The following is a 20125-nucleotide window of genomic DNA, read 5'->3' as shown; positions in this document are numbered from 1 at the left end:
GGCGGCGGCGGAACCGGACGCATCCGGGCGCTCGACCCCATCGGCGCGGCGGCGGCATTCGCCGGCTGCAGGTGCGGGTTCGACGCGACCGGCCGCATCCGCGGGTCCGACGCGACCGGCCGCAGGTTCGGGTTCGAGGCGACGGGCCGCATCCGCGGGTCCGACTCGACCGGGCGCATCCCCGGGTTCGACTCCACCGGGCGCATCCCCGGGTTCGACCCGACCGGCTGCAGCCGCCCGCTGGACCGGCCGGACCGGCCGCGCTTGGGATCGGCGGGCAACGCGTGCCGGCCGGACTTGCCCTTCTTGCCGCCCGCCGCGATCGCCGGCTGTGGGCGCGCCTCCTCGGGGTCGGGCACCACCGAGGGCCGGTCCTTCTCCGGCACCGGGTTCTGGTCACACACCTTGTCGGTCCAACTGAGCACCGCGGCCGGGCAGTCCACGCCGACCACGCCCATCAGCCGGCCCTCGTTCTTGTAGCCGACCAGCATGCCGGTGCCGGCGTTCGGCGAACCCAGGGAGACCTTCTCCTCGCCGAGCTTGGGCACACCGCCGGCCTGGATCCGAATGCCGTACTGCTCGGTCCAGAACCGGGGCATCGGCGTGAACGGCTTGGCGCCGGCCCGGCCGGCGAGCAGGCTCTCCGCCGCCGCCCGGCCCATCTCCACCGCGTTGAGCCAGTGCTCGACCCGGCGCGGCACCTCGTCGAACCGGAGGTTGGGCCACTGCGCGACGTCACCGGCCGCCACCACGTCCTCGGCGCCGACCACATGACAGGTCGCCTCGCACACCACGCCGTTGTCCAACGGCAGGCCGGAACCGCGCAGCCACGTGGTGCACGGCTCGGTGCCGGCCGCGACGACCACGCAGGCCGCGACCATGGTGCTGCCGTCTGTCAGTTGCAGCGCCACACCGTCCGGGCCCGGCGCCCACTCCTTCACCGAGTTGCCGAGGGCGAGATCCACCCCGTGGTCGAGGTGTTTGCGGGTCAGCCACTCCCCCAGCTTCTCGCCGAGGACGTTGCCGAGCAGGTTCTTGCCCCGGCCGATGATCGTCACCTCGCGACCGAGGTGGCGCAGGCTGGCCGCGATCTCACAACCGGTGAACCCGCCGCCGACGACCGCGACCGGGCCACGGTGTGCGCCGAGCGCCCGCTCGAGCTCCAGCGCGTCGGACAGCGTCCGCATCAACACGATCCGCGGGTCGTGGTACGGAATACCGTTGGGCCGCTTGGCTTCCACGCCGGTGGCGATGATCAGACCGTCGTAGCTGAGCTCCTCGGCGCCGGGCAGCCGGACGACCCGGTTGCGCGGCAACAGGTACGCCGCCTGCGTGCCCATCCGCCACTTGGCCCCGATGTCCCGGTAGGCCGGCAGCATCAGGTCGTTGGGGCGCATCGTGCCCATCAGCAGCTGCTTCGACAACGCCGGACGGTGGTAGGGCGCGACCCGTTCGGATCCGACCATCACCAGTTCGCCCTCGAAGTTCAGCTCCCGAAGCCGTTCCGCCGCGCGGAGACCGGCAAGACCGGCTCCGACGATGACGATCCGCTCGGCTTGGCTCATCAGTTGGACACCTCTTGCAGCTTGATCGCGCGCATTGGGCAGGACCGTGCCGCGGCCTGCGCCCCGGCACGGTCCTCGGAATGCGGGTCTCGGATGTAGCGCAGCCGCCCGTCCTCGAGCAGCTGGAACAGCTCGGGCGACTCGGCCTGGCAGATGCCGTACCGCTTGCAGCGTTGGTTGTCGACGTTGACCCGGATCTTGACCCGGCCGTTGCCGGAGCCGTTCACGGTGCCGTTGACGCCGGTGCGGTTGGTCGACCCGTTGCGGTTGACCGCGCCCGGGGATGCCACGGCGTACTCCTGGGGCACCGGCGAGGTGTCGGCGGCCGGGGCGGCGCCGAGCATGCCCATCCGGATCAGCCAGCGCGGCGGCAGCAGCCGCAGCACGCTCAGCGTGGCCGCCGGCACCAGCACGGTGATCCCGGTCAGCCACACCACGGCCAGGTGTCCGTTGGCGACCGCGCCGAACCAGGAGTGCACCACGACCATCGCGACGGCGGCGTAGGCGAGCTGGTGGAAGCGCAGCCACTTGCGGTAGGCGATGAACCGTTTGAAGCCGACCGCGACCGTGATCGCGATCATCAGCTCCAGCCCCATGATGCCCAGTGCGTGCCGGAACAGGCCGCTGAATGGCACCGCGATGCCGAACAGGGAAAGGCCCTGCTCACGCAGCAGCATGAACACCATGGCGTGGGAGATGCCGGTGGCCAGGGTCAGGCTGGCCAGGATCATGTGTCCGGAACGCACCGCCTGGTAACCGGTCAGCTTGCGGATCCAGCCGGTGGCGGTGAAAACCCCCCAGCAGAGGGTGAGGCACATCAGGACATAGGACAGACGGGCGGATAGCGCAGCGACCTCTCGAATACCGATGTCGTGCTGTGGCAAGGCGAGATAGCCATGCACCGGTCAGGCCTCCAAGCTAGGGCGGAAACAGGTTGGTCTTTCGGGCATGCGCGGCCGCTGCCGCGTACTGGTCACGGTCACCCGTCCGTCGGCGTTCCGCTCCGGGTGCCGGTCCGCACCACGAGGAGGGTGCCGGCGACCATGACGATGCCCAGCACGATCGCCAACACGATCGCGCTCTTGCTCAGCTTGTTCTCCGGGTAGGAGGTGGACCGGGCCGACGCCTGGGCGAACATCCCATGGTTCGAGTCGACCAGGCCGGTGCTCTCCAGCAGCCGCATGTGCTTCATCACGATGACGTTGGCGGTCTCGGCGAATGCCCGGATGGTGTCGTTGCGGGTGCCGGCGCGAACCTCGGCGACCAGACCGAAGACGGTCCCGTGCGCGGCGCGCAGCCGGTCGGCCCAGATGCGGTCGAACTCGGCGCCCGACTTGCTGGAGATCTCGTTCATCCAGGACTGCTGCGAGGAGGTCGCCTTGTCCGGCAGCGACACGCCGAACTTGTCGGCCAGCTTCTGGATGTCGATGTCCAACTGGGTGTGGTCCTTGGCGATCTCCGTACCGACGTCCTTGACCACCTGGGTGCTGCCGCGCTTGGCGGCCAGCTGACCCATCGGGATCTCCCAGAGGTTCGCGAACTTGATCACCGTCATGAATTCGCGCTCGATCGCCACGGCCTGGCCCGGGTCGGCATTCTCCTCGGGTTGTTCCTGTTCGGCGAGAACGACGCCGGCGACCGGGAACAATGCCCCCAGCACGGCCACCATTATGGCGATGATCCAGCGATACTTACCGCGCAGCATTAATTGAGCCCACATTCGGTCGGAATTATTGATGACAAATTGGCCGGTTATGCCCGATTCATCGCAATAAGGCCGCCAAGTCCGCGCTGACTCCGCTCGCCTTGCCGTACTCGCTGTCCACACCTTCACGCAGCTCACAGCCGCTCAGCAGGGCAGCGGCCATGGCCACCAGGGCCACCACGCTGGCAACCCGCAGGACCAGAACCCGCATCGAACCCGACCCCTTCCAGCAGATTCGAGATGATCGACTCCCCGCGCCCGCGCCCTCGGGACGCGATTCGCCGTTCGTCGGTGCCCATATATACGTTAGGTAACGGTTCGGCGGTTCAGGTTTATCCGACGTGTTGCGTATGACGTGGATCACACCAGCAATTTTGAACCGCGCCGGCCGGCCATCCGTAGCAGCCCGCCGGCGACCGCCGCGCACCCGCCGACAACGGCCCAGGGTAGCCAGACGGACACGGCGAACAGACCCACCACGGCCGGTGCCAGCACCCCGGGCACGGTGAAGGAGTACTGGAACGCCGCCAGATACCGTCCCCGGGCCGCCGCCGGGGCCATCGCCTCGGCCAGCGCGTTGGACCTGGCCCCGAACAGCACCGCGCTGAAGGCCATGAGCAACCCGGCCGCCAGCATCGTGGCCGGCCGGGCCGCCGGCGGCAGGGCGGCGGCGGCCAGGCACGCACCACACCAGACGACGACCAGCCCGGCGGCCACCGCGAGCGCGGCCGGCCGGGTCATCCGCCGGGTGACCCGCAGCGCGAGCGTGCCGCTGACGCTCGTGATCGCCGTGTGCCAGGCGAGCAGCACTCCGGGTAACCAGGGCTGGGTGTGCAACCGGTCCAGCAGGTAGACCGGGAGCCCGGCCAGAAAGAAGTCCAGCGAGAGCGCCAGCAGCGCGGTCATCCCGATCAGCCCCAGGAACGCCCGATCCCGCAGCACCGAACCGGCCTGCCGGAGCGGGACGGATCCGACCCGCCGCCGGTCCACCAGCACGAGCAGGACGACGGCGCAGCCCAGGAAGCTCAGCGCGTCCGCCGCCACCGCGACCCGGTAGGCCGTGGAACCGGCCACGGCGAGCACCCCGGCCGCGGCCAGCCCACCGAGGCCGAACGCGGCCGATCTGACCATGCCCACCACCGCGAACGCCCGGTCCTTCGGTCCGTCCCCGGCGACGTCGCCGATCAGCGCGAACACCGAGCTGTAGAACAGCTGCTGTCCGGCGCCGAGCAGGACGGCCGCCAGCACCACCGCGAGCGGACCGTCGGCGAGAAGGTAGGTGCCCGCCCCGAGCGCCTGCACGACCTGCGCGATGACCACCACCTGCCGGGCGCCGAACCGGTCGACCGACCGCCCGGCGACGGGAGGAACAAGCAGGCCGGCCACGGTGCCGATCGCGACCGCCGCACCGGCCACGCCGAGCGGCAACCCGACCACCTCGGTGACGTAAACGAGCGTCAACGGCAGGAACAACCCCGACCCGAAGTTGTCCACTCCGAGCGCGATCAGGAGCGCTGTCCGGTCGCGGCTCATCCTGCCGGTTTTGGCGCGAGGCCGGCGGGGAATCCATTCCCCGTGGGAAAACCGGTGCGTGTCGTAATGGCGGCGCTGGCCGCGCTGTTCGTGCTGTCCGGATGCGATGACGATCCGAACCCGGCCGCCGGCCGGTTCGCGTTCGCCGACCTGGACGGACGCCAGGCCGCGCGGCTGGACGTGGTGAGCGGGGCCACGGTGGTGGTCATGCGCGCAGCCGACCTCGGCGACCAGTTGTTCCGAGCCTGGACTCCGGACGGCGCCAAGGTGGTCCCCACCGCCACGGTCGACCAGGACACGGTTCGGTTGGCGCTACGCGACACCGGCGGTCCGGGCGCCGCCGAGTTGCACGTCGCGCTGAGCACCCGCGTGGACTGGCGGATCCGCCTGGATGGCGGCGCCAGCCAGCAGTCCCTCGACCTGCGCGCCGCACGGCTGACCGGGCTCGAGTTCGGCGCCGGCAGCAACCGGATCGAGGCCACCCTGCCCCGGCCGGAGGCGACCGTCCCGGTCCGGATGACCGGCGGCGCCAGCGTGATGGACCTGCACCTGCCGGACGGCGTCCCGGCCACCGTGCTGATCGCCGGTGGCGCCGGCTCGACGACGATCGACGGCAACACCCGTACCGGTATCGCCGCCGGCACCACCCTGTCCACACTGTCCACAACCGACAGTGGTTCGGCCGGCGGTGCTTCGGCAAACACTGGCCCCACCGGGTACGACATCAACCTCCTCGCCGGAGTGTCCGCGTTCCGGATCGACCGCACGTGAGGTTGATCCGCCTCGCTACTTCCAGGATCCCTTTCACCTCCAGGTTATTCTCACCGGCATGTTCGAGTTGGGCCCGCTGCGCGCCCTGCACGCCGTGGCCAGAACCGGTTCCATCCACGCCGCCGCGCAGGCACTGCACCTGACCAACTCGGCGGTGTCCCAGCGCCTGACCAAGCTGGAGCGCGACGTCGGTCAGGTGCTGCTGGAACGCCACGGCCGCGGTGTCCGGCTCACCGACGCCGCCCGGTTGTTGGTCGATCACGCTGAGCAGATCCTGTCGCTGGTGGACACCGCCCAGGCGGCGCTGGAGCACCACCGCGGCGCGGTCACCGGCCGGATGTCCATCGCCGCGTTCGCCACCGCGGGACGCGGCCTGCTGCCGCGTGCCCTCGCCGACCTCCGCGAGCACCACCCGCAACTCCAGTTGGAGTTCCACGAGTTGGAACCCGACGTGTCCATCCCGCTGGTACTGCGGGGCGACCTGGACCTCGCCATCGCCCAGGACTGGTTCAACGTCCCACTGGAGTTGTCCGCCGAGGTACGCCGGGCCGGCCTCCTCGACGACGTCCTGGACCTGGCCCTGCCGGCGAACCATCCCCTGGCCGACCGCACGGAGGTGGACATCCAGGAGGTGGCCGCCGACGTGTGGGTGAGCTGGCCACCCGGCACCATCTGCGGCGACTGGCTCCGCCACACCCTGCGCGGCTACGGGGTCGAACCCCGAGTCGCCCACGCTGTGGTCGAGTACCCGACCCAGCTTGCCCTCGTCGCCGCCGGCTTCGGCATCGCCGCGATTCCTCGGCTCGGCCGGGATCCACTCCCCCGAGGCGTCACGATCGTCCGCGTCCGGCCCGCCCTACGCCGCCACGTGTACGCCGTCTGGCGCGCCGAAAGCGCCCACCGCCCAGCCCTGGCCGCGGCCGTCGACGCCCTACAGGCCGCCGCCGACCTGCCGGTCGCCGAACTTCGCCCGGCCTAGCCCGTCACGGCCAACTCCCCGGCCAACGCCCGGAACTGGTCGTCGGACAGCCGCAGGTCGGCCGCCGCCATGTTCTCCTCCAGGTGCGCCAGCGTCGAGGTGCCCGGGATCGGGATCATCACCGGCGACCTGTGGAGTAACCAGGCCAACACCACCTGCGCCGGCGTAGCCGACAGTTCCCCAGCGATCCGCCCGACCACACCGCCGGACCCGGTGAGCCGGCCGTTGGCCAGGGGCGCCCACGGCATGAACGCGATCCCTTCCCGCTCACAGTGGTCGATCACCTCCTCGTGCCCGCGCTCGCCGAGGTGGTAGCGGTTCTGCACGCTGACCACGTTGATGTGCCGCCGGGCCGACTCCAGCTCGGCGATGGTCACCTCGGACAGCCCGATGTGCCGGATCTTGCCCTCGTCCTGCAACTGCTTGAGCGCACCGAACTGCTCGTCGGCCGGCACCTTCGGGTCGATCCGGTGCAACTGGAACAGGTCGATCCGGTCCAACCGGAGCTTGCGCAGGCTCAACTCGGCCTGCTGGCGCAGGTATTCGGGCCGACCGAGCGGCCGCCATTCCCCGCGCGAGGGCCGGCTCTGCCCTGCCTTGGTCCCGATCACCAACCCGTCCGGATAGGGCCACAAGGCGGTCGCGAGCACTTCCTCACTGGTTCCCGGGCCGTAAGAGTCAGCGGTGTCAATGAAGTTCACCCCCAACTCCACCGCCCGCCGCGCCACAGCCAGAGCGTTGTCCATGTTTTTGGGCGGCCCCCACACCCCGGGCCCGGTCAGATGCATAGCACCGAACCCCAGCCGGGAAACCGCCAGATCCCCACCCAAAGCGAACATGTCAAACCCCTTCGTCATGGCTCCCATCCTGCCCTCTATCAGCGCCTGAACTGCTGAAACCTCCTAAACCGTACTGATCAGCCGCCCTGAACCCCGCCACCCCAACGCCACCCCGCGAGTCCCCATTTCCAGCAACTGAGTTCCCATCTCGAGGCCGCAGCGGTGAGGACACTGTGGACGCTCAACGTGGTGCCATCCTCCAACCGCGCACGACCCGGCGCGGATGCCCGGCCCGCTGGAAACGGCTCCACAGCTGAATGTCCGACCAGCGAACCGGCGCTGGTTTCTGGTGGTGTTGCCTGGTTGCGGGTCCCTGGCGGGGGTCGGGATGCTTGGGGTGGTCGTCTTTGGGTGGGTTGGGGCTGGCGTTGCGGTGCACGGCTATGGACAGCCCCTGAGGGGTGCGTGGTTGTGGGGTTGGGGGCCTGCCCACAGCCGTGCACCGGGCAGGTCTCCCGCTCCGGGCAGGGTCAGGCGCGGCTTCTTCAAAACCAAAATCATTCATAGAAGAAAGGATGCGGGCGCGCGCGGCGCCTGCGGCGCCGCCCGCGCGCCGCGCCGCAGGCGCGGCGCGGGGGTGCCGTTCGGGGTGGTGGTCAGAAGGGCGGTGGATCCGGATCGGTGACCGGGTCCGGCTCGACCACATGCTCAAACCCCAGCGGGGTGGTCCACCGAAACACCCCCGGCGTGATCTGCTCTATCTGCCAGCCACCCTCATGCTTGGCTCGGTGATGCCGCCTGCACAGGCACACGCAGTTGCCGTCGCAGGTCTTCCCGGTGGGCCAGGGGGTCAGGTGGTCGATGTCGCAACGCCGCGCCGGCCGCAGACAACCCGGGTGCCGGCAGGTCCGGTCGCGCACCTTGACCAACTCCGCCAACACCTTAGGCGGGCTGTAGGCGGCGGTGGTCAAGTCCACGACCCGCCCAGCGGGGTCGGTTTTGATCCAGCGCCACCGCTTCGCCTGCCCGGCCAACTCCAGCGCGTGTTCCCGGGTGATCGGCCCGAGCCCGTCGATCTCCGCCGGCCCACGGGCCGGCAGAGTCACATGCATCTCAATCACCCGCCGGTCGGGGTCGGTCCCGAGGAGCAGGTCGGCGGCCACGTCAGCTTCGATCTGCGCCACCGTCCGGGCCTCCCCACCGAGGTTCTTGAGGTGCCGGGCGTGGGTGGCGATGGTCGAGTGCATCGCCGCGATGGTCTCGACCGAGTGGTAGATCGTCAGCGCAGCCTGCCCGTCCTCGGTGGGATAGCTGTACACCTGCCGATCCCGCACCTTGACCCGCCGCCGCTGCTCCGCCCCGGCGGGGTCAGCGGCAATGACCGCCCGCGCCAACGCACGCCGCAGCTGCGGCACCGTCTGCTCACCCGCGCGGGGCAACACCCGCGCTTCGACGGCGGCAGCCACCGCCGGGTCCAGGTTCGCCACCGCTTCGGTGATCACCCGCGCCCGGTACTCGGTAAGCCGACCCTCGGTGAACGCAGCCAGGGTCTGCGGCAAGAGGTGGGTGAGGGTGACCGCGAACTCCAACCGGTCTTGGGCTTCCCGCTCCGAGAGGTGCAGCAGGGCAGCGACCTCAAGATAGGCGAACTCCTCACCGGCGGTGGCGGTGGCGTAGGCGGCCAGCTCAGCCAACTCCCGCGCCTGGGCCCGCGCCGCCGCCAGGCGGTGCTGGGCCGCGCGCCGCAGCAGATCAGCCGTGGGGAACATGTGTTTGATTCTACCGACCACCCCAGTCCGGATCATGCCGGTGAGCTGCACACTTTCAGGTGATCCCCGGGTGACCAACAACGGCAGTGCGGGAGAACGACGTCGGTGCACGGCTGTGGGCAGGCCCCCAGCCCCACAACCACGCACCCCGGAGGGGCTGTCCACAGTCGTGCGTCGGAACGCCGGGCCCAGCTAAAGCAAGGCGACCACGCTGGGCGTTCCGATGCAGCCAGGGGACGGCCACCAGGCAACCCCGGTACCGGGAGCCGAGATCGACACCCACAGCAAACACGGAGCCGGACGGAACGCCGCCACCAGCGCCCGCCCAGCCGACCACCCCGGCGTTCCGGAAGAAACCCGAGCACCGCACCACGTGGCAACTCGCCGGGCTGGAAGTGGCGACTCGCGGGCAAAGCTGATCAGGCAGCGCTGGTGGCTAGCCGTAGCGCGGGGAGGAACTTCGGCACATTGTTGACGCACAACGCGTCCACCCCGGCGGCAAGAAGCTGCCGGGCGAAGTCGAGCCCCGGACACCATGCCAGGAACTCGCGGCCACTCGCGTGGACGGTGGACACCACATATTCAAGGGGCCGGTGCAGCTCGCGTGACTCCACCCCGTTGGGCCGTAGCGAACCCCAGTGCGGGGCCAGCACCTGCACGTCGAGATGGCCGGCGGCTGCCACAGCCTGACCGATGGGGAAATCCAGCCAGGTGAGGAGCGCGCGCGGAACACCGGGGGCCAGTTCGCGGGCGATGTCGAGGGCGCCGGGATCGAACGAGCTGATCAGCAGCGGCCGGCGGCTCGACTCGCGCCGGGCCACGGCGGCAAGTTGGCCCATGGTGGACCGGGCCCGCGACCGGGTGGCGTCCTCCATGGAGGTTTTCACGTCGAAGTCGACACCCACCATGGACGGCAACGCCGAGAGAAGCGTGTCGAGGTCCAACGCTTCGGCTTCGGTGGCGGTGATGTCGGCGTAGAACACACCGTCGGTGTTCGCCGGGTTGTGTGCCACGACCAACCGGTCGTCCGACGTCCGCCGAACATCGACCTCCACCCAGTCGATGCCCATGTCGACGGCCGCGAGGAACGACTCCAGGGTGTTCTCCAGATACCCGTTCACCGTCCCGCGGCCGCAGCCCCGATGCCCCAGGAGTACCGGCCTGGGCCCGAACACTCTGTTGCCGTCCATAACGCGCCGACACCCTGCGACGCGACGCCGGTCCCCTGGCGTCAGGCGGCAGAGGTGACGGTCCTGCCCACCTCCACGTTCGCACGCTCGAGATCCCCGGCGAAGTCCACCTCCACGACGAAGAACTCGGAGATGTCCAATGCCGCGACGCGCATCCCGGCCGCCCCGATCGCGGTCTCGATCCCGCGCTCGAAGTAGTCGGAGTCCGCACAGGCCTCCAGGTGCTCGACGAGCGTCGCCTTGTCCGACGACGCGATGTAGTTGATGCCCACGGCCTCACCGAGACCGTCCACCACCGATTTTGACAGTTCCTTCACGTAGCCGTCGACCGATGCGGTGTACTTCACCTCTTCTTCGCCGACAGTTTCCGTGTTGACACAGACGAAACTCTCATCCGCTGTGATCGCGGGCGAGATCCGGTCGAGAAGCCGGGGGTCGAACACGACGTCACCGTTGAGCCACAGCACGCCACCGGGCCCGGTGTGCCGCAGCGCCTTGAGCAGGCTCTTGGACGTGTTCGTGTGCTCGAACCGCTCGTTGTAGGTGAACACCGCCTCCGGCGCGGCCATCATGATCTGCTCGGCCCGGAAGCCGACCACGATCGTCACCCGCACCTGGTCACCGAACCCGGCCCGCAGGTTGCCCAACTGCTGCGCCAGGATGGTGCGCCCGTCCACCAGCGGCGTGAGCGGCTTCGGATGCGGCATGCCCAGCCGGGTGCCCATGCCCGCGGCCAAGATCACGACCTGTAGCTGCTCGTTCATGCGGACCTCTCCTGCGGGGTTGCGTGGGCTTCGGTGTTCAGCCGGCCGATCTGGTCGTCCCGGACGGCGATGGCGTCGTCGACGGCGGCAAGGAACCGCACGGTGCTCTCTCCCGGGTCGAGGTCGCCGAAGTAGAACCCGCGGGCCACCTCCCGGGCCGGGCGGTGCACATCGTCGGCGAGCCGCGAAACCAGCGTCGCAGTCAACTCGCCGATCGAGGACGAGTCGATCACGTCGGCACACCGGCTGATCGGCGCGGCGGCGTGCAGCCGGTCCCGGTCGTCGTACCGGTCGGTGATCATCATGGGCTGACCGGCCCGCAGGTAGAGGAAGTCCAGCCCGACCGAGGAGACGTCGGTGATCATGAGGTCACAGCCGGGGAACACCGCGAGGATGTCGCCGGTGGTGTGCACCTGGTGCCCGGCTCCGGGATCGCGCCGCGCGGCCGACTCCACCAGCCGGACGATCTCCCGGTGCGCCGCGGCCATGCCCGGCAGCGGGCTCATCGCCACCCGCGGGTGCGGCTTGTAGACGACCCGCACGCCGGGCACGGCCAGTGCCGCCGCGGCGATCCGCGGCCCGAACACGTCCACCGAGGTGTAGTTGTTCGACGCGTTCTCGCCCTCCCACGTTGGCGCGTAGAGGATCGTGCGCAACGGGCTCGGCGGCAGCAGTGGCTGCGGGCGCAGGTCCAGCTGCGGCCGGCCGACCGGGACCAGCTTCGCCTCGTCGAACTCGATCAGCGCGGCCCGGTGCCTGCGCACCGCGGCCTCTCCGGCGACCAGCACCCGGTCGTAGGCCTTGACCTGGTTGCTGACCATGCACACCTTGTCGCTCTCGCCATGGTTGACGTGCAGGTGCAGCATGTGCCGCTGCATCAGCGAGTGGAAGTTGTGCACCGAGTTGTTGACGTAGACGGCGACCTTGAAGTCGCAGTTCTCGTACAGGTCGACCAGGTCCGGGAACGCGGGAGCGAGCACACAGCGCAGCGGGGTGCTCGCGGTCAGCTCCGCGTAGGTCTCCGGGTTCCGCGTGATGATCACCAGCGGGTGCCGGGCGTCGAGCAGTTCGAACACCGGCAGCCACTGTCTGAGTTGGTAGAGCTTGCGCGGGTCGTCGGCGAAGTAGATCGCGATCTCGCCGGGCACCGGCATTCCCGGCTGGTAGCCGGCCGGCTGCGGACCGCGTGGGGTGTCCAGCAGCCGGTGGGTGTCGGCGGCCCTTCGGCCGAACCAGCGCATGCGGCGGCTCCCATAGGGGTAAGGAGCGGTCGGCGAAGCCGACCACTGGATAGGTGGGGGTGCACCGGACATGCCGGGGCAGGTACATCCTTACGGTCGGATCCCGCTACGCCAAGTGTCAGATGCCGGAGCGAAACCTAGTGTTTACGCGGTAGATGCGGGGGCCTCGTCCGGAACGGTCTCCAGCAGGCGGGTGGCCAACGTTCGGGCTGGACGGTCGAGCCGCGCCTCGAGCCGGTGGAAGACCCGCTGGGCGGCGACGGCCGGCCAGTCCTCGGGCAGGTGCCGCACCGGCAGCCGGGGATCGCGCCGGATGATCCGCAGCCACTCGGTGACGATGGACAGGTGCGCGGCGAGCGGGTCGCCGTCGAACGGCACCGGCCCGGCGCCGTCCCACCGGGCCAGGAACGTCCGGTATCCGGCAGCCAGCCGGTCGAGGTCGTAGGCGTCGTCGACCAGCCGGCCGATGTCGGTGAGCGCGTCGGCACGGGCCCGGAACACCCGCACGTGGGCGCCGAGGCCGGCCACGATCGCCTCGACCTGGACGTGGCCGGGGGCGATCCACAGACCGCCCTGCAGCGGACCGAACCCGGCCCAGGCGAGTTGGGAACGCAGGTCGTGCCGCTGCCGCTGCCAGGACTCCGGCAACGAGAAGCCCAGCAGCGTCCAGGTGCCGTCCCAGTCGCTGTTCACCGCGCCGGTCTTCCAGATGCGCTGCTGGCCGTCGTTGAGGATCTCGACCGTGCGCGGGGTGAGGCCGTAGTACATCCGCCGGCCGTCGCGCTGCCGGCGCAGCAGGCCGCGGTTGACCATGCGGGCCAGCGCGGAGCGGGTCGCGTGCTCGGAGACGCCGAGCCGGGCCAGCACCTCGATCACGCTGCCCGAGAACACGCAGCTGCCGCTGTCATAGAGGTAGTCGCCGAGGAACGTGAGCATCAGCGACCGCGGGGTGGACACCTCGACGATGTTAGGCACATCGTTGACGGCCGTAACCAATCGGCCTAATTTTGTAACCGACCATGACCGGGTTTTGTCCCGGTCCCACGGGGGTGTGTTCGCCGTGCGCGACGTCAATGGCGACGTCGCGCACGGTGAACTCCCGGGGCGGAGGGCGCGACGGCCATGCGTAACCAGGGAATCGGGTCCTGGGCCGCGCGCCGGGCCCGGATGTCACCGGGGCGCACCGCAGTGATCCACGAGGGGCGGGAGCAGACCTACGCCTGCCTCTACGACCGGGTGACCCGGCTGGCCCGGGCGCTGGCCGCGGTCGGCGTGCGGCCCCGGGACCGGGTCGCCTACCTCGGCCCGAACCACCCGCACTTCCTGGAGACGATGTTCGCCACCGGAACCCTCGGCGGGATCTTCGTCCCGCTGAACATCCGGCTGGCCGCCCCGGAACTGGCCTACATCCTGCGCGACAGCGGGGCCCGGGTGCTGATCCACTCCCCCACGCACGCCGGGATCGCCGCCGAGCTCAGGTCCGAAGTGGACACCACGGTGGTGGACTTCGAGTCCTACGAGCGGATGGTCACCGCCGGCTCCGCCGGTCCGCTGGATGAGCCGGTGGACCAGGACGAGGTCGGCATGATCATGTACACCTCCGGGACCACCGGCGAACCCAAGGGCGTCGCGCTCAGCCACGCCAACATCGTCTGGAACAGCCTGAACCTGCTGATCGACGTGGATCTGGCCGGGGACGAGGTGACCCTGGTCAACGCCCCGATGTTTCACGTCGCCGCGCTCAACCAGACCGTGCTGCCCACCTTTCTCAAGGGCGGCACGCTGGTACTGGACTCGGCGTTCGACCCCGGGCGCACGCTGGAACTGATCGAGCGGCACCGGGTGACCTACCTGTTCGGCGTTCCGGTGATGTTCCAGACCATCGCGGCCGCGCCGGGCTGGGCCGGCGCCGACCTGTCCTCGGTGCGTTCGCTGATCTGCGGCGGCGCGCCGGTGCCGGCGGCACTGATCGACACCTACACCGCGCGGGGGCTGACCTTCCTGCAGGGCTACGGGTTGACCGAGACCGCGCCGGGCGTGTTGTTCCTGCGCGCGCACGACGGCCCGGACAAGGTCGGTTCGGCCGGCACGCCGTGCTTCTTCACCGACGTGCGGGTGGCGCGGCCGGACGGCGCCGACGCCGGGGCGGGCGAGCCGGGTGAGGTTCTGGTGCACGGTCCGAACGTGATGACCGGCTACTGGCACAAGCCCGACGAGACCGCGGCCGTGCTCGCCGACGACGGCTGGCTGCGTACCGGCGACGTCGCCGTTGCGGATCAGGACGGTTACCTCACGATCCGGGACCGGATCAAAGACATGATCATTTCTGGCGGGGAGAACATCTACCCGGCGGAGGGGGAGGACGTGCTGTACCGGCATCCCGCGGTCGCCGAGTGCGCCGTGATCGGGGTGCCGGACGAACGCTGGGGCGAGGTCGGCCGGGCCGTCGTGGTGCTCCGCGAGGGCGCCGGCGCGCAGGCCGCCGAACTGCTCGACTTTCTCACCGGAAAGATCGCCAGGTACAAGATCCCGAAGTCGGTGGTGTTCGTGAACTCGTTGCCGCGCAGCGGATCCGGCAAGGTCCTCAAAGGACCGTTGCGCGGATGCTGAGCGCCTCGCTGACGCTGGACCCGGCGTTTCGGGTCGCTCCGGTGGGGCGGCGGCTGTTCGGGTCGTTCGTCGAGCACATGGGGCGGTGCGTGTACTCCGGAATCTACGATCCCGGCCATCCGGCGGCCGACGGGCGCGGGTTCCGGGGTGACGTGCTGGAACTGGTGCGCGAGTTGGGGGTCGGGGTGGTGCGCTATCCCGGCGGCAACTTCGTGTCGGGCTACCGGTGGGAGGACGGCGTCGGCCCGGACCGGCCCACCCGGCTGGACCTGGCCTGGCGGCAGGTCGAGCCGAACACCTTCGGTCTCGGCGAGTTCATGGCGTGGACCCGGGCGGCGGGGGTGGAGCCGATGCTCGCGGTCAACCTGGGCACGCGGGGCATCCAGGAGGCGTGCGACCTGCTCGAGTACGCCAACCATCCGGGCGGCAGCTACTGGTCGGACCTGCGGGTGCGGCACGGCGACGCCGAGCCGTACGGGATCAAGCTGTGGTGCCTGGGCAACGAGGTGGACGGTCCGTGGCAGATCGGGCACAAGAGCGCCGCCGAGTACGGCCGGCTCGCGGCCGAGACCGCCAAGGCGATGCGGGCTCTGGACCCGGACGTGGAACTGGTGCTGTGCGGCAGTTCCGGGGCCGGCATGCCGACCTTCGGCGCGTGGGAGGCCACCGTGCTGGAGGCGGCCTACGACGCGGTGGACCACATCTCGCTGCACGCCTACTACGAGGAGCAGGGTGATCTGGCGAGCCTGCTGGCCAGCCCGGCGGCGATGGACCGGTTCATCGCCGACGTGGTCGCCACGGCCGATCACGTGCGGGCGAAACTGGGCCGGTCCAAGCGGATCACGCTGTCGTTCGACGAGTGGAACGTGTGGAACATGTCCCGGTTCGCCGGCCGGACGCAGGCGCCGTTCGAGCACGCCCCGGAGTTGATCGAGGACACCTACACGCTCGCCGACGCCGTCGCGGTCGGCGGTTACCTGATCACCTTGCTGCGCAACGCCGACCGGGTGGCGATCGCCTGCCAGGCCCAACTGGTCAACGTGATCGCGCCGATCCGCACCGATCCCGGCGGCCCCGCCTGGCGCCAAACCATCTTCCACCCGTTCGCCCTGACCGCCCGGCACGCCCGCGGCGAGGTTCTCCGAGTGGAACCAACCGGCCCTGTGCTCAACACCGCCGCCCACGGCGAGGTCCCGGCACTCGACGCGGTGGCCACCCACGACCCCGAAACCGGAGCGGTGAGCCTGTTCGCGGTCAACCGCCACCTCACCGAACCCCTGACACTGCACGCCGATGTCCGCGCCCTCGGCGAAATCCGGCGCACCGGCGCCCAGATCATCGCCGGCCCAGACCCGCACGCGGTCAACGACCGGGCGAACCCGGATCGGGTCCTCCCCCGCCCACTGGAGGTCCCCCCACCCGAGGACGGGCGGCTCACCCTCACCCTGCCGCCCGTGTCCTGGGGTGTGGTCACGCTCGCGCGACCTCGGGTTTTGTCAATGGATACTGTCGCCCGATAACCAAATCGTGACGTTTGTTTGCACACCGTCCTGGTCACGCCTCTGTGCCAGTCGCGTACCGCGAGTTACCATTTGCTATGTGGCGAGGTGCTACTAGCAGCACCCGACTAGCCAAAATGAGGACACGCAATGGGACAGCGTGAGACCTCCGTTGTCAGGCAGCGCCGCCTGCGCGCGGAACTACGCCGCTTTCGAGAGGAAGCCTGCCTGACACAGAAGGGCGTGGCCGAGGCATTAGGCTGGTCCACCTCCAAAATGGTCCGATTGGAAAACGGATCAGGAAATGTCTCAACGTCCGACGTGATGGCCCTCCTGCACTACTACAGGATTGATGACACCGATATTGCCGAAAAGCTACTCGCCGCCACCCGAAACCTGGAAAAAGGCTGGTGGGAGGGCTATCGGGGTTTCATGACACCCCAGTTTCTTGATTTTCTCGGGTATGAGGCGTCAGCCACACGCATCCGTCAGTACATGGGTCAGATCGTGCCCGGACTTCTACAGACCGAGGAATACGCCAGAGCACTATTGGTCAAGTACGCCCAGCCCAACGAAGCACAGGTCGATCGCGGAGTCCGTATCCGCATGCGCCGGCAAGAAATACTGAACCATGCGGCCGGCCCGGAGCTGCTGTTCGTCTTGGACGAAGACGTCATCCATCGTTGGGTGGGCGGCGCAGACTTGATGGTGCGGCAGCTGGCTCGCCTCAAGGATCTCGCCCGCCATCCGCGCATCAGCATCCAGATCGTGCCGTTCAGCAAAGGCGTCTACGTGGGCATGCACGGCTCCTCGTTTACGATCTTCGAGTTTTCGTCACACGACTACGTCGTCGCTCTGGAGGACCCGGACCGAGACCTGATCCTCGGCCCAGAAACCAGCAGCTGCTATCTCGAAAAGTTCCTCGCGGTGCAGCAACTCGCCTGCCACGACGAGGAGGAGGTGGACAGGATCATCGATCCGGTGATCGACAGGATGCGCCTCGGCGCGATGGTGTGAGCGTGTCTGGCGCCTCGACGCCGGCACCTTCAGTCAGCGCGGCGCATGGCGTTGAGGAGGAAGGCCGGCCGCCGCTATGACCACAGATCCACGTTGGGGAGAAGACCGCACCCCAACCGGACGTTGCATTCCCGCGCCGCGGATGCCAGACAAGCTGGGCACGTGTCACCGCCCCACCGTCGGTCTTGTCACGGCGATACCCGAGGAGTTCGTCGCGATGCGCGCATTGCTAAACGACAGCGCGGAGACGTACGTGGCTGACGATCCGGCCGTCTATGTACTTGGCACACTGCCGAGTCGAGAGGAGGAGCTACCACATGGAGCGGCTTTGACCCTGCTCGGCGCTACAGCGACCAATGCGGCTGCAAACGGCTGCGCCAATCTCGTCCGCAGTTTCCCCTCCATCGTGATCGTGATCATGGTCGGGATCGCCGCCGGTGTGCCGTGCCCGCACCGTCCGCAGCGTCATGTCCGACTGGGCGACGTCGTTGTCGCAACTCGGATCGTGGATTTTGATCACATTCGTGCCGTCGAAGGCGGCATCGAAGAGCGGAGACCGATGTCGTTGCCCTCGCCGCGACTCGCCCAGTGCGCCGATATTCTGCGCGCCGATGAACTCAGTGGCAGTCAGGCATGGGAACAGTGGCTCAGCCTGTCCCGGACACCAGAACTGGCCCGGTATGGGCGGCCGCCCGAGCGGACCGACGTCCTGCTCGACGTCCAAGGATGGCAGTTGCACCACCCTCGCCGTAATTATTCTGGCCACCGCAAAGGGATGCCCAAAATTCATTATGGACCAATTGGGAGTTCCGACCGGTCGCTTCGAGACGCGGCTATGCGCGATCAGCTCGCGACCACGCACGGTCTCATCGCTCTGGAGATGGAAGGGGCGGGAATCGGCAGCAGCAGTTTCCTCAACGGCCGGGAGTGGTTCGTCGTCCGAGGAATCAGTGATTATGGCGACAGCCAGCGTTCCGGGCTATGGCGCAGATATGCCGCACTCGTTGCCGCTGCGTATGTCCGGGCACTGCTGTCGAAATGCCTGCCGCTCGACCCCCAACACGAGCGACGGCCAGTCTCAGATTCCGTCCAGTGAGTGGACGAAGTGTCCCCACTGGATGGGGCTGAACTCCAACCGAGGTCCGGTCGGATGCTTGGAGTCCCGCACCATCGCCGAGGTCGACGCGAAGGCGATTTCGACACACGAAGCGTTGTGGCTGCCGCTCTGAGAACTCTTGCGCCATTCGGGCCGCGTCAGTGTGGTGTCCTGGCTACCTTGATCACTCAACGCCTACTACCCTGCCCTCATCTCTCAGCCCCAGTTGATCAGTTGGGACGAGACATTACATCAGCACCAAGAGGCCCCGCCCCCGGGATCACCCATCCGGGTGTCACACTCGAGGCGGAGTTGAGCGATGGCGCGTCCTAGTGGGCCCGATCGTGGTTGTTGACGCTGTTCAAGACTACCTCAACATCAGAGAGGACCCACTCCTCCCCGGGTCACCCCACGCGGGCAACACTTACGGGCGACGGCCCGAGCGATGGTGCCTCACAGGATGCGATCGAGATCATCGAGGGCGGTGACCGCGCGGAGGAGCGCGTGGAGGGTGGTGTGCAGCGAACCGGACGCGGGAGTTGCGAGGTAGTGCGGTGAGTCGGCGTGGTCCAGGTGTAGGTCGAAGGGCTTCATGGCCATCAGGTAAGGCGAATACAAGATTAGCGGCGCGGTGGAGTTCAGGTCTATTGCAATGGCGGAGAAGCCGGGGAATACACGGGCCTGGTAGACGTGGAGGCGGTCGGCGATCAGGCCGTGGCGTTGTTTGAATCGGGCTAGTGCGGTTATGGTCGCGCGGATCTTGGCGGGCAGGTCCTCTTGGCAATAATCAGCCACGATTCTGGCGGATTCGCAGGAGGGGTCGAGAACAATACAACGGTATGTGCCGCCGGAGGCCAAGAATTGGAGGACGGCGTCGCGGTAGTGGGCGGGGCGCTCGGTGGTGCCCAGGTATCGGGCTCCGGTGTGCAGCGCGGTGCCGAGGTCGACGATGTCGGTTCGGGCCACGGATACCAGGCGCGCCTTTTCCTGTTGGCTGGGCCGTTGAGGATGGGCGAAGACCGGGTGGCAGTCGCTGAGGCCGACGGTGGCGAGCCATGCCGCGCGGGCGTCGGTGGGAGTTCCGGTGGCTGGCATCAGGTAGATGTTGTGGGTTTCGTATGTGCCGACCAGGGTGTAGCCGCCGTGGGGGCCGGCGGACAGGTGTACCTCCTCGGAGATTGCCACACAGTCCGGCGGAACGACCTTCTCCAGGTGGATTGCGAAGTTCACGTCCGGCGAATGGATTGTGCCGGTCTTGCCGTTGGCGGGTATGCGAATGGTTCCCTTGTGCACGGCCAGGCGGAGGTGCAGTTCGCCGCGCAGGTGCACGCGACGTAGCTCGCTCCTGATCTGTTCGAGGTCGAGCAGGAGGATGTCCCGGGCGGCGGTCAGGGCGACGTCCCGGGCGACGCTCTCATGGTGGTCCTGGACGGCGACGATTCCGCCGTCGCCGCGCCAGGACCACAGCCGGGTGCTTGCGCACCGGAACTCCGCGGACGCTGTGGCGATACGGCTGAGGATGCGTTCGCGCAGCAGATCGAAGGCTCGGGCCGTGAGGTCACGGGGATTGTGCCGCACGATGGTGGAGTAGCCCGACGCGTCTACCG

At 68.6% G+C, this 20125-nt stretch carries 19 protein-coding genes; 6 read left to right on the top strand and 13 right to left on the bottom strand.

Features of this window, described 5'->3' with window-relative positions:
* The 5 genes from VFO68_RS21630 to VFO68_RS21610 form a co-directional block, all read right to left on the bottom strand.
* Nucleotides 1–1565: NAD(P)/FAD-dependent oxidoreductase (locus VFO68_RS21630; RefSeq protein ID WP_325160172.1), on the bottom strand; the 1565-nt coding region annotated here is incomplete at its 3' end.
* Nucleotides 1565–2383: a ferredoxin gene (locus tag VFO68_RS21625; RefSeq protein WP_325160171.1), complete on the bottom strand. Its 819-nt coding sequence runs from the start codon at nt 2381–2383 to the stop codon at nt 1565–1567. The genes VFO68_RS21630 and VFO68_RS21625, both read right to left, overlap by 1 nt.
* A gap of 161 nt (nt 2384–2544) precedes the next feature.
* Nucleotides 2545–3270: a DUF4142 domain-containing protein gene (locus tag VFO68_RS21620; RefSeq protein WP_325160170.1), complete on the bottom strand. Its 726-nt coding sequence runs from the start codon at nt 3268–3270 to the stop codon at nt 2545–2547.
* Between the two features lie 58 nt (nt 3271–3328).
* On the bottom strand, nt 3329–3481 hold the full coding sequence (locus tag VFO68_RS21615; protein WP_325160169.1) for a hypothetical protein: 153 nt from the start codon (nt 3479–3481) through the stop codon (nt 3329–3331).
* Nucleotides 3482–3630: 149 nt separating this feature from the next.
* The gene (locus VFO68_RS21610) at nt 3631–4803 is read right to left on the bottom strand and encodes an MFS transporter (RefSeq protein WP_325160168.1); all 1173 of its coding nucleotides are present in this window, start codon (nt 4801–4803) and stop codon (nt 3631–3633) included.
* Nucleotides 4804–4857: 54 nt separating this feature from the next.
* On the opposite strand from VFO68_RS21610, the gene VFO68_RS21605 reads away from it, so the two are divergent.
* Both VFO68_RS21605 and VFO68_RS21600 read left to right on the top strand, forming a co-directional pair.
* Complete coding sequence (locus tag VFO68_RS21605; RefSeq protein ID WP_325160167.1) at nt 4858–5574, top strand: hypothetical protein; 717 nt, start codon at nt 4858–4860, stop codon at nt 5572–5574.
* A 58-nt stretch (nt 5575–5632) separates the two neighbouring features.
* Nucleotides 5633–6553, top strand: coding sequence for a LysR family transcriptional regulator (locus VFO68_RS21600; RefSeq protein ID WP_325160166.1), 921 nt, complete (start codon nt 5633–5635; stop codon nt 6551–6553).
* On the opposite strand, the gene VFO68_RS21595 is transcribed toward VFO68_RS21600, so the two are convergent.
* The 6 genes from VFO68_RS21595 to VFO68_RS21570 all read right to left on the bottom strand — a co-directional run bounded on the left by VFO68_RS21595 (nt 6550) and on the right by VFO68_RS21570 (nt 13253).
* Nucleotides 6550–7410: an aldo/keto reductase gene (locus tag VFO68_RS21595; protein WP_325160165.1), complete on the bottom strand. Its 861-nt coding sequence runs from the start codon at nt 7408–7410 to the stop codon at nt 6550–6552. The two genes, VFO68_RS21600 and VFO68_RS21595, sit on opposite strands and share 4 nt — an antisense overlap.
* 578 nt (nt 7411–7988) lie before the next feature.
* On the bottom strand, nt 7989–9152 hold the full coding sequence (locus VFO68_RS21590; protein WP_325160164.1) for an HNH endonuclease signature motif containing protein: 1164 nt from the start codon (nt 9150–9152) through the stop codon (nt 7989–7991).
* A gap of 368 nt (nt 9153–9520) precedes the next feature.
* Nucleotides 9521–10291, bottom strand: coding sequence for a glycerophosphodiester phosphodiesterase (locus VFO68_RS21585; RefSeq protein WP_325160163.1), 771 nt, complete (start codon nt 10289–10291; stop codon nt 9521–9523).
* A 41-nt stretch (nt 10292–10332) separates the two neighbouring features.
* A complete protein-coding gene (locus tag VFO68_RS21580) occupies nt 10333–11055 on the bottom strand; it encodes a phosphocholine cytidylyltransferase family protein (RefSeq protein ID WP_325160162.1) in 723 nt (240 codons plus the stop codon).
* Nucleotides 11052–12296, bottom strand: a complete 1245-nt coding sequence (locus VFO68_RS21575; RefSeq protein WP_325160161.1) for a CDP-glycerol glycerophosphotransferase family protein — start codon at nt 12294–12296, stop codon at nt 11052–11054. The genes VFO68_RS21580 and VFO68_RS21575 overlap by 4 nt, the downstream gene beginning before the upstream one ends.
* A gap of 144 nt (nt 12297–12440) precedes the next feature.
* Nucleotides 12441–13253 (bottom strand): PaaX family transcriptional regulator C-terminal domain-containing protein, encoded by an 813-nt coding sequence (locus VFO68_RS21570; RefSeq protein WP_325160160.1) that lies wholly within the window; start codon nt 13251–13253, stop codon nt 12441–12443.
* 165 nt (nt 13254–13418) lie between these two features.
* Between VFO68_RS21570 and VFO68_RS21565 the strand changes: the two genes are divergently transcribed.
* The 4 genes from VFO68_RS21565 (at nt 13419) to VFO68_RS21550 (ending at nt 18518) form a co-directional block, all read left to right on the top strand.
* On the top strand, nt 13419–14906 hold the full coding sequence (locus tag VFO68_RS21565) for a long-chain fatty acid--CoA ligase (protein ID WP_325160159.1): 1488 nt from the start codon (nt 13419–13421) through the stop codon (nt 14904–14906).
* Nucleotides 14900–16426, top strand: a complete 1527-nt coding sequence (locus VFO68_RS21560) for an alpha-N-arabinofuranosidase (RefSeq protein ID WP_325160158.1) — start codon at nt 14900–14902, stop codon at nt 16424–16426. Before VFO68_RS21565 ends, VFO68_RS21560 begins: the two co-directional genes overlap by 7 nt.
* 129 nt (nt 16427–16555) lie before the next feature.
* Entirely contained in the window at nt 16556–17422 is an 867-nt protein-coding gene (locus tag VFO68_RS21555) for a helix-turn-helix transcriptional regulator (protein ID WP_325160157.1), read from the top strand.
* 142 nt (nt 17423–17564) lie between these two features.
* Nucleotides 17565–18518 carry a hypothetical protein gene (locus VFO68_RS21550; RefSeq protein ID WP_325160156.1) on the top strand — a complete coding sequence of 318 codons (954 nt, stop codon included), beginning with the start codon at nt 17565–17567 and terminating at the stop codon, nt 18516–18518.
* Here VFO68_RS21550 and VFO68_RS21545 read toward each other — a convergent pair.
* Nucleotides 18501–18710 (bottom strand): DUF397 domain-containing protein, encoded by a 210-nt coding sequence (locus tag VFO68_RS21545; protein WP_414635543.1) that lies wholly within the window; start codon nt 18708–18710, stop codon nt 18501–18503. The genes VFO68_RS21550 and VFO68_RS21545 overlap by 18 nt on opposite strands.
* A gap of 261 nt (nt 18711–18971) precedes the next feature.
* Nucleotides 18972–20125: hypothetical protein (locus VFO68_RS21540; RefSeq protein ID WP_325160155.1), on the bottom strand; the 1154-nt coding region annotated here is incomplete at its 5' end.

Source organism: Actinophytocola sp. (genome assembly GCF_035712165.1).
Lineage (GTDB): Bacteria > Actinomycetota > Actinomycetes > Mycobacteriales > Pseudonocardiaceae > DASYTH01.
The sequence above is the reverse complement of the archived record's forward strand: the minus strand, read 5'-3'. Positions and strand labels throughout refer to the sequence as shown.

Bases quoted from the DNA above. Each gene is read 5' to 3' on its own strand.
- VFO68_RS21625 (WP_325160171.1), bottom strand. From the start codon at position 2,383: ATGTGCCTCACCCTCTGCTGGGGGGTTTTCACCGCCACCGGCTGGATC.
- VFO68_RS21620 (WP_325160170.1), bottom strand. From the start codon at position 3,270: ATGCTGCGCGGTAAGTATCGCTGGATCATCGCCATAATGGTGGCCGTG.
- VFO68_RS21615 (WP_325160169.1), bottom strand. From the start codon at position 3,481: ATGCGGGTTCTGGTCCTGCGGGTTGCCAGCGTGGTGGCCCTGGTGGCC.
- VFO68_RS21610 (WP_325160168.1), bottom strand. From the start codon at position 4,803: ATGAGCCGCGACCGGACAGCGCTCCTGATCGCGCTCGGAGTGGACAAC.
- VFO68_RS21600 (WP_325160166.1), top strand. From the start codon at position 5,633: ATGTTCGAGTTGGGCCCGCTGCGCGCCCTGCACGCCGTGGCCAGAACC.
- VFO68_RS21595 (WP_325160165.1), bottom strand. From the start codon at position 7,410: ATGACGAAGGGGTTTGACATGTTCGCTTTGGGTGGGGATCTGGCGGTT.
- VFO68_RS21585 (WP_325160163.1), bottom strand. From the start codon at position 10,291: ATGGACGGCAACAGAGTGTTCGGGCCCAGGCCGGTACTCCTGGGGCAT.
- VFO68_RS21580 (WP_325160162.1), bottom strand. From the start codon at position 11,055: ATGAACGAGCAGCTACAGGTCGTGATCTTGGCCGCGGGCATGGGCACC.
- VFO68_RS21575 (WP_325160161.1), bottom strand. From the start codon at position 12,296: ATGCGCTGGTTCGGCCGAAGGGCCGCCGACACCCACCGGCTGCTGGAC.
- VFO68_RS21565 (WP_325160159.1), top strand. From the start codon at position 13,419: ATGCGTAACCAGGGAATCGGGTCCTGGGCCGCGCGCCGGGCCCGGATG.
- VFO68_RS21560 (WP_325160158.1), top strand. From the start codon at position 14,900: ATGCTGAGCGCCTCGCTGACGCTGGACCCGGCGTTTCGGGTCGCTCCG.
- VFO68_RS21555 (WP_325160157.1), top strand. From the start codon at position 16,556: ATGGGACAGCGTGAGACCTCCGTTGTCAGGCAGCGCCGCCTGCGCGCG.
- VFO68_RS21550 (WP_325160156.1), top strand. From the start codon at position 17,565: ATGCCAGACAAGCTGGGCACGTGTCACCGCCCCACCGTCGGTCTTGTC.